The 7,590-nt window shown below is 58.6% G+C and carries 9 protein-coding genes; all 9 read left to right on the forward strand.

Features of this window, described 5'->3' with window-relative positions; genetic code table 11:
* A partial coding sequence (locus ENI00_RS11355; RefSeq protein ID WP_304102211.1) for an enoyl-CoA hydratase-related protein occupies window positions 1–319 on the forward strand: 319 nt, incomplete at its 5' end.
* Between the two features lie 3 nt (window positions 320–322).
* Entirely contained in the window at window positions 323–1,843 is a 1,521-nt protein-coding gene (gene paaH / locus ENI00_RS11360; protein ID WP_304102213.1) for a 3-hydroxyacyl-CoA dehydrogenase PaaH, read from the forward strand.
* On the forward strand, window positions 1,840–2,298 hold the full coding sequence (gene paaI / locus ENI00_RS11365; RefSeq protein WP_304102215.1) for a hydroxyphenylacetyl-CoA thioesterase PaaI: 459 nt from the start codon (window positions 1,840–1,842) through the stop codon (window positions 2,296–2,298). Before paaH ends, paaI begins: the two co-directional genes overlap by 4 nt.
* Window positions 2,295–3,542 carry a 3-oxoadipyl-CoA thiolase gene (gene pcaF, locus ENI00_RS11370; protein ID WP_304102218.1) on the forward strand — a complete coding sequence of 416 codons (1,248 nt, stop codon included), beginning with the start codon at window positions 2,295–2,297 and terminating at the stop codon, window positions 3,540–3,542. The genes paaI and pcaF overlap by 4 nt, the downstream gene beginning before the upstream one ends.
* A gap of 90 nt (window positions 3,543–3,632) precedes the next feature.
* The gene (paaK, locus tag ENI00_RS11375) at window positions 3,633–4,940 is read left to right on the forward strand and encodes a phenylacetate--CoA ligase PaaK (protein ID WP_304102220.1); all 1,308 of its coding nucleotides are present in this window, start codon (window positions 3,633–3,635) and stop codon (window positions 4,938–4,940) included.
* 173 nt (window positions 4,941–5,113) lie between these two features.
* The gene (gene paaA / locus ENI00_RS11380; protein ID WP_304102222.1) at window positions 5,114–6,109 is read left to right on the forward strand and encodes a 1,2-phenylacetyl-CoA epoxidase subunit PaaA; all 996 of its coding nucleotides are present in this window, start codon (window positions 5,114–5,116) and stop codon (window positions 6,107–6,109) included.
* A gap of 15 nt (window positions 6,110–6,124) precedes the next feature.
* Complete coding sequence (gene paaB, locus ENI00_RS11385; RefSeq protein ID WP_304102225.1) at window positions 6,125–6,406, forward strand: 1,2-phenylacetyl-CoA epoxidase subunit PaaB; 282 nt, start codon at window positions 6,125–6,127, stop codon at window positions 6,404–6,406.
* 10 nt (window positions 6,407–6,416) lie between these two features.
* Complete coding sequence (gene paaC, locus ENI00_RS11390; RefSeq protein ID WP_304102228.1) at window positions 6,417–7,181, forward strand: 1,2-phenylacetyl-CoA epoxidase subunit PaaC; 765 nt, start codon at window positions 6,417–6,419, stop codon at window positions 7,179–7,181.
* Window positions 7,182–7,208: 27 nt separating this feature from the next.
* Window positions 7,209–7,590 (forward strand): iron-sulfur cluster assembly protein (locus ENI00_RS11395; protein WP_414674250.1); only part of this gene is annotated, 382 nt, incomplete at its 3' end.

Consider the following 7,590-nt stretch of genomic DNA (forward strand, 5'->3'; position numbering starts at 1 on the left):
GATGTGTATAAGAGACAGGGCCTTATTGGGTGACAAGCTGAGCGCCGAGAAGGCGGAGCAATGGGGCATGATCTGGCAGTGCGTTGAAGACGATGCCCTGCAGGATGAAGCCATGAAACTGGCCCGCCATTTCGCGACCCAACCCACCAAGGGCCTGGGAATGATCAAGCGAGCCCTGCACGCAAGCGCCGACAACAGCTTTGAAGAACAGGTATTGGTAGAGCGGGATCTGCAGCGCCTGGCTGGCCGCACCGAAGATTACCGTGAGGGCGTCGCCGCCTTTATGGCTAAACGCGCACCCGAATTCAAGGGGAAGTAAGCCATGCAACCACTTGCCACCGACATGCCCGTTGCCGTTATCGGCGCCGGCGCCATGGGCGCAGGCATTGCCCAGGTAGCCGCACAGGCAGGCCACCGGGTTTTTCTGCTCGATCAGCGCGAAGGTGCCGCCGAAGCCGGCCGCCAAAGCATCGCCAAACAGCTGCAGCGCCGGGTTGATAAGGGAAAGATGGAGCAGTCCGCGCTGGACTCCCTTCTGGATCGCATCAAACCGATTAGCGAACTCAGCGAACTGGCAGGCGCCGGCCTGGTGATCGAAGCCATCGTGGAAGATCTCGAGATCAAACGTAGCCTGCTGGCCAACCTTGAGGACGTGTGCGGCGAGCAAACCATTCTGGCCACAAATACGTCGTCCATATCCGTGACGGCCCTGGGTGCGAACATGAAGCACCCAGAGCGCCTGGTAGGCATGCACTTTTTTAACCCTGCGCCGCTCATGGCCTTGGTCGAAGTCATCAAAGGGTTGGCCACTGCCAATGAGATTGCCCAAAGCGTCTACGCCACTGCCGCTCAGTGGGGCAAGAAACCCGTTATCGCCACGTCGACGCCCGGCTTTATTGTTAACCGGGTAGCTCGGCCTTTTTACGCCGAAAGCCTGCGCCTGCTGCAGGAACAGGCAACAGACAGCGTGACGCTCGATGCCGTTTTGCGCGAAGCTGGCAGCTTTCGCATGGGGCCTTTCGAGCTGACCGACCTTATCGGCCACGACGTCAACTACGCCGTCACCTGCTCGGTTTTTAACGCCTACTATCAAGACACCCGCTTTTTGCCCTCTCTCGTTCAGAAAGAACTGGTCGACGCCGGCCATTTGGGGCGCAAAAGCGGCCAGGGGTTTTACAGCTACGCCGAAGGCGCGCAGAAGCCGGAGCCTGCAACTGCCGGGCTCATGAGCTGCGATGCAGACACATTGATTGTGGAAGGCAACCCCGGCCCGCTGGCAGCTCTGGTAACGCGTTTAAGCGCAAGTGGTCTCAAGGTTATCGAGCGGGATGGCCCTGGCCGGCTGCGTTTTGGCGAGGCGGTACTGGCGCTGACCGATGGCCGTATGGCCACCGAACGCGCCGCTGCTGATGCCTGCAACAATTTGGTTCTGCTGGACCTGGCGTTTGATTACGACAAAGCCGGGCGCCTCGCAATGGCCGCAGCCGATCAAGCATCATCACAGGCTGTCAATGACGCCTGTGCCCTGCTGCAAAAAGCCGGTATGGCGGTGAGCCATATAGCCGACCGGCCCGGCCTGGTGGTTATGCGCACCGTCGCCACCCTGGTCAACGAAGCCGCAGACGCGGCCTTGCACGGCGTGGCGTCCATGGGCGATATCGATCTGGCTATGAAAGCCGGCCTGAATTATCCCGAAGGCCCGCTGCGCTGGAGCGACGATCTCGGGTTCAGCCTTGTGCATACCGTACTCACACACATTCAGCAAAGTTATGGCGAAGACCGTTACCGGCCGGCGTTGTTGCTGCGCAAAAACCGGTTCGCCGAAAAGGGGTTCTACTCATGAGCAACGAGCACCACGCACCCGATGCGCAAAAGCTGGCGCAAGACTGCGCCGAAGCCATGTACGAGCGGGATGAAGCCAGCCGCAACCTCGGCATGAAGATTACTCACGTATCCCCGGGTAAAGCGACCGTCACCATGCCGGTCACCAGCATCATGATTCAGGGGCACGGCTCCTGCCACGGTGGCTACCTGTTCACCCTGGCCGATTCGGCGTTTGCCTTTGCCTGTAACAGCTACAATAAAGCGACAGTGGCATCAGGCTGTACCATCGATTACATGCTCGGTGCCCGTGACGGCGATGTGCTTACCGCCAATGCGGTTGAGCAGTCCCGTGGCAATCGCACCGGCGTTTACGACACCACCATCACGAATCAGAACGGCCATGTAATCGCCCTGTTTCGCGGCAAGTCCTACCAGGTACGCGGCGAAGTCATCCAGTTGGAGAATGATCAATGAGTAACGAAAAACGCCTGCAAGATGCCTACATAGTAGACGCTGTACGCACACCGATTGGCCGCTACGGCGGTTCTCTTGCAACCGTGCGCGCTGACGATCTGGGCGCTATTCCCATGAAAGCGCTGAAAGACCGCCACAGCGAACTGGACTGGGCCGCCATCGACGACGTGCTTTACGGCTGCGCCAACCAGGCCGGCGAAGATAACCGCGACGTTGCTCGTATGTCATTGCTGCTGGCCGGTTTGCCGATTGATGTGCCGGGCGCCACGATCAACCGCCTGTGCGGTTCCGGTATGGACGCTATTGGCAGTGCCGCCCGCGCACTGCGCACAGGCGAGGCTGGCCTGATGTTGGCCGGCGGCGTGGAGTCCATGTCGCGCGCACCTTTCGTGATGGGCAAGGCCGATTCCGCCTTCAGTCGCAAAGCGGAGATGTTCGACACCACCATTGGCTGGCGTTTCGTGAACCCGCTCTTGAAGAAACAGTACGGCATAGATTCCATGCCGGAAACCGCCGAGAACGTGGCGGCTGATTTTGGCATTAGCCGGGAAGACCAGGACGCCTTCGCCCTGCGCAGCCAACAGCGCACGGCGGCCGCTCAGAAAGCGGGACGCTTCAACAATGAAATCGTGCCGGTCAGCGTTCCTCGCCGCAAGCAGGACCCGCTCGTTGTGGATACCGACGAACACCCCCGGGAAACCAGCCTGGAAAAGCTCGCCAGCCTGGGAACACCCTTCCGGGATGGCGGCAGCGTTACCGCTGGCAATGCGTCCGGCGTAAACGACGGCGCCTGCGCCCTGCTGTTGGCCAGCGGCGATGCTCTGAAACTACACAATCTCAAGCCTCGGGCCCGGGTTGTTGCCATGGCCACCGCCGGCGTTGAGCCACGCATTATGGGCATGGGCCCGGCGCCCGCCACCCGTAAGGTATTGAAAACGGCGGGCCTTGAACTGGCCGATATGGACGGGATCGAGCTAAACGAAGCCTTCGCTGCTCAGGCACTGGCCGTGCTGCGTGACCTGGGCCTGCCCGATGACGCCGAACACGTAAACCCGAACGGCGGAGCCATAGCCCTTGGCCACCCGCTGGGCATGAGCGGTGCACGCCTTGTTACCACAGCCTTGAACGAGCTGGAACGCCGCCACCAGCAGGGCCAAAACGCACGTTATGCCCTGTGCACCATGTGCATCGGTGTAGGCCAGGGCATTGCGCTGATTATCGAGCGCGTCGACAACGCCGAATGATATGCCTGCCCCGATCACTCGGGGCGCGTAACACGAACAATCGTTGACCCGGCAGCCAGTCAGGCCAACAAGAACAAGACGGGAAACATCATGGATCTACCTATGCAAAAGATCGGAAAACTGGACCGGATGGAAACGGCCAGTGTGGACGAACTTCGCCACGAGCAGTTGCAACGTCTGCGCTGGAGCGTTTGGCATGCCTATACAAACGTGCCCCATTACCGCAACGCATTTGACGCCATTGGCCTGAAGCCCATGGACATCAACAGCCTGGCCGACATCGCCAGGATTCCGTTCACCGGGAAAGACGACCTGCGAGCAAACTATCCGTTCAACATGTTTGCGGTACCCATGAGAAAAGTCGTTCGGGTACATGCCTCCAGCGGCACCACCGGCAAACCCACCGTTGTAGGCTACACCCAGAGCGACATTGAAACCTGGGCCGACATTGTTGCCCGCTCCATTCGCGCCGGCGGCGGCCACGCCGGGGACAAGATTCATGTTGCCTACGGTTATGGCTTGTTCACCGGGGGCCTTGGTGCCCACTATGGCGCCGAGCGTCTCGGCTGCACGGTCATTCCCATGTCGGGCGGGCAAACCGAAAAACAGGTTCAGCTGATCAAGGATTTTGAGCCCGACATCATCATGGTGACGCCTTCGTACATGCTGAACCTTGCGGATGAGATGGATCGCCAGGGCGTGGACCCCAAGAAAGCGCCCCTGCGGCTGGGCATCTTCGGTGCCGAGCCCTGGACCAACGAAATGCGCACGGAACTGGAAGATCGCCTGGGCATTGAAGCCTTGGACATCTACGGCCTGTCCGAAGTGATGGGGCCAGGCGTTGGTATGGAATGCTTAGAAACCAAAGACGGTCCGACCATCTGGGAAGACCATTTCTACCCGGAAATCGTCAATCCGGAAACCGGTGAAGTACTGCCCGACGGCGAGTACGGCGAACTGGTGTTCACGTCTCTCACCAAAGTCGCCATGCCGGTGTTGCGTTACCGCACCCGCGATCTTACCCGTCTGCTGCCCGGTACGGCTCGCCCTATGCGTCGCATCGACAAAATCACCGGTCGCAGCGACGACATGCTGATTATCCGTGGTGTAAACGTATTCCCCACCCAGATTGAAGAGCAGGTACTGAAATGCCGCGCTCTGGCACCTCACTACGAAATTGAGGTGTACAAGAAAGGCAATCTGGATTGTGTGGATGTGCGGGTTGAATTGAAGGTGGGTGCCGAGGGCGCAAGCGCCAAGGAAAATGCCGCCAAAGAACTCGCGCACCACATCAAATCCTTCATCGGCATCAGCACCAGTGTGCACGTTCAGGACGCGGGAACCATGAACCGCTCTGAGGGCAAGGCCAAGCGCGTATTCGACCGGCGCAAGGAGTGATGCCTGCCGTCAGAGCAGCCGAATGAAGCAGACATGATACAGAATTAGATGACTTGATATTTATTCAGTATCATATAGTATGAAAATACAGATGAAGATATCGCCTATGATCCGTCACGGCGCACTGCTGCCCAACTTCAGCAGACCCAAATAAGTCAGATTCGGAGAGAGTTATGTACGCACAGATGGTTGATACAGGTACAAAGCGCCTCAAAACCCTGGAAGAGATGTCTCCCGAAGAGCGAGACTTCCAGGAAAAAGTAGACGCCGAAACCAAAATTGAAGCCAAGAACTGGATGCCAGATGCCTATCGCAAAACGTTGGTACGCCAGATCTCCCAACATGCCCACTCGGAAATTGTTGGCATGCTGCCGGAAGGCAACTGGGTTACTCGCGCGCCTACGCTGAAGCGCAAGCTACAGCTGATGGCGAAAATTCAGGACGAAGCGGGCCACGGCCTGTACCTGTACAGCGCCATGGAAACCCTGGGCGCTGACCGCGACGATGAAATCCAGAAACTGCACGACGGCAAAGCCAAGTATTCCAGCATTTTCAACTACCCGACCCTGAACTGGGCTGATATGGGTGCGGTTGGCTGGCTGGTTGACGGCGCCGCCATTGTGAACCAGGTGGTGCTGCAGCGTACCTCCTATGGCCCCTATTCCCGCGCCATGGTGCGTATCTGTAAGGAAGAGAGCTTCCACCAGCGTCAGGGCTATCAGATCCTGTTGGATCTGATGCGTGAAGGCACGCAAGCGCAGAAAGACATGGTACAGGATGCCATCAACCGCCTGTGGTGGCCGTCGCTGATGATGTTCGGCCCGCACGACGATGAATCCCCCAACTCCCAGCAGTCCATGGTGTGGAAGATCAAGCGCAAGAGTAACGACGAGCTGCGCCAGATGTTTATCGATCAAACCATTCCACAGCTCGAATTCCTCGGCTGCACTGTGCCCGATCCGGATTTGAAGTGGAACGAAGAAACCGGTCATTACGACTTTGGCGCCATCAACTGGAAAGAGTTCTACGACGTGTTGAACGGCAACGGCCCGTGCAACCACGAGCGTATCGCCACACGTCGCAAAGCCATTGATGAGGGTGCCTGGGTACGGGAAGCCGCCGTTGCCTACGCCGCGAAACAAAAACATCGCGCTGCCGAAGCCGCGTAAACAGGAGAAACAATCATGGCTGAATGGCGCCTTTACGAAGTCTTCGTGCGCAGTAAGCACGGACTTAACCACAAACACGTAGGCAGTGTGCACGCCGCCGATAACGAAATGGCGATGGAAAATGCCCGCGAGCTTTACACCCGCCGCAGCGAAGGTGTCAGCATTTGGGTTGTCCCGTCTGACACCATAACGGCCTCTGCTTCGGACGAGAAAGAGATCCTGTTTGATCCCTCCGAAGACAAGGTTTACCGGCACGCTTCGTTCTACAAGCTACCTGACGAAGTCGGGCACATGTGAGGAGCAAACCATGACACAGCAACACGCGTTACAGGAATACCTGCTCCGCCTGGCGGATTCCGGAATGATTCTGGCCCAGCGCCTGAGCGAACTGGTTGGCAAAGCACCGGCTCTGGAAGAAGAGTTGGCGTCGACAAACGTGGCGCTCGACCTGATCGGCCAGGCTCGCAACTGGCACGAATACGCCGCCGAATTGATGGACGACGGTCGCGACGCAGACAAGCTGGTTTTTCTGCGGGATACCCACGAGTATCGCAACCTGCTGATGGTCGAGCAGCCGAATGAAGACTACGCCGTCACCATGGCGCGTCAGTTTTTCTTCGATGTGTGGCACTACTTCACGCTGAAAAGCCTGGTGAACGCCAGCGACGAACGCATTGCCAACATCGCGGCTAAAGCCGTTAAAGAAGCCACGTATCACCTGCGTCGCTCTTCGGAGTGGGTCAAACGCATGGGCGACGGCACCGAGGAAAGCCATCGCCGCATTCAAGATGCCTTTAACCTGCTGTGGCGCTTCACCGGTGAGCTGGTGACTCCGGACGACACCGACCACGCCATGTTCAAGGCCGGCATCGGCCCGGACCCTGAGCAGTTGAAGCAGGACTGGTTTGGCATGGTGCGTGAAGTTGCGGCCCAGGCCACCCTCACAACCGGCGAAGAAGACGCCTGGATGTACATGGGCGGGAAGCGCGGGGAGCACACCGAGCATCTGGGGCACATTCTGGCAGAAATGCAGTTTTTGCCTCGCGCCTACCCGGATGCGACCACCTGGTAATTCCGCCTGTTAAAGGGAGCACCTCCGGTGAATGAACACGAACCTTCGTCCGTAGACGTTTTGATTGCCAGCGACCGGGTGCCGGCTAACGCACACCCGGAACGGCTGACAGAAGACGCCATCTGGGAAATCCTGGCGAACGTCAAAGACCCGGAAGTGCCGGCGGTCAGTGTGGTAGAACTGGGTATTTTGCGCGGCCTGAGCTGGGACGGAAAACATCTTACAGTGGATGTCACACCCACCTACTCCGGCTGCCCTGCCACCGAACTGATCGAAGAGCTGATCGTTGAGGCCCTGCACGCAGCCGGCATTCGCGATCCGCAGATCAACCGCGTGCTGACGCCAGCCTGGACCACCGACTGGATAACCGAAGAAGGCCGGGAAAAACTCCGGGCATTTGGCATAGCAC

The organism is Marinobacter antarcticus, assembly GCF_011049865.1.
Classification (GTDB): domain Bacteria; phylum Pseudomonadota; class Gammaproteobacteria; order Pseudomonadales; family Oleiphilaceae; genus Marinobacter; species Marinobacter antarcticus_A.

Coding starts and splice junctions, on each gene's coding strand:
- pcaF (WP_304102218.1), top strand. CDS start 2,295: ATGAGTAACGAAAAACGCCTGCAAGATGCCTACATAGTAGACGCTGTA.
- paaC (WP_304102228.1), top strand. CDS start 6,417: ATGACACAGCAACACGCGTTACAGGAATACCTGCTCCGCCTGGCGGAT.
- paaA (WP_304102222.1), top strand. CDS start 5,114: ATGTACGCACAGATGGTTGATACAGGTACAAAGCGCCTCAAAACCCTG.
- paaI (WP_304102215.1), top strand. CDS start 1,840: ATGAGCAACGAGCACCACGCACCCGATGCGCAAAAGCTGGCGCAAGAC.
- paaK (WP_304102220.1), top strand. CDS start 3,633: ATGGATCTACCTATGCAAAAGATCGGAAAACTGGACCGGATGGAAACG.
- paaB (WP_304102225.1), top strand. CDS start 6,125: ATGGCTGAATGGCGCCTTTACGAAGTCTTCGTGCGCAGTAAGCACGGA.
- paaH (WP_304102213.1), top strand. CDS start 323: ATGCAACCACTTGCCACCGACATGCCCGTTGCCGTTATCGGCGCCGGC.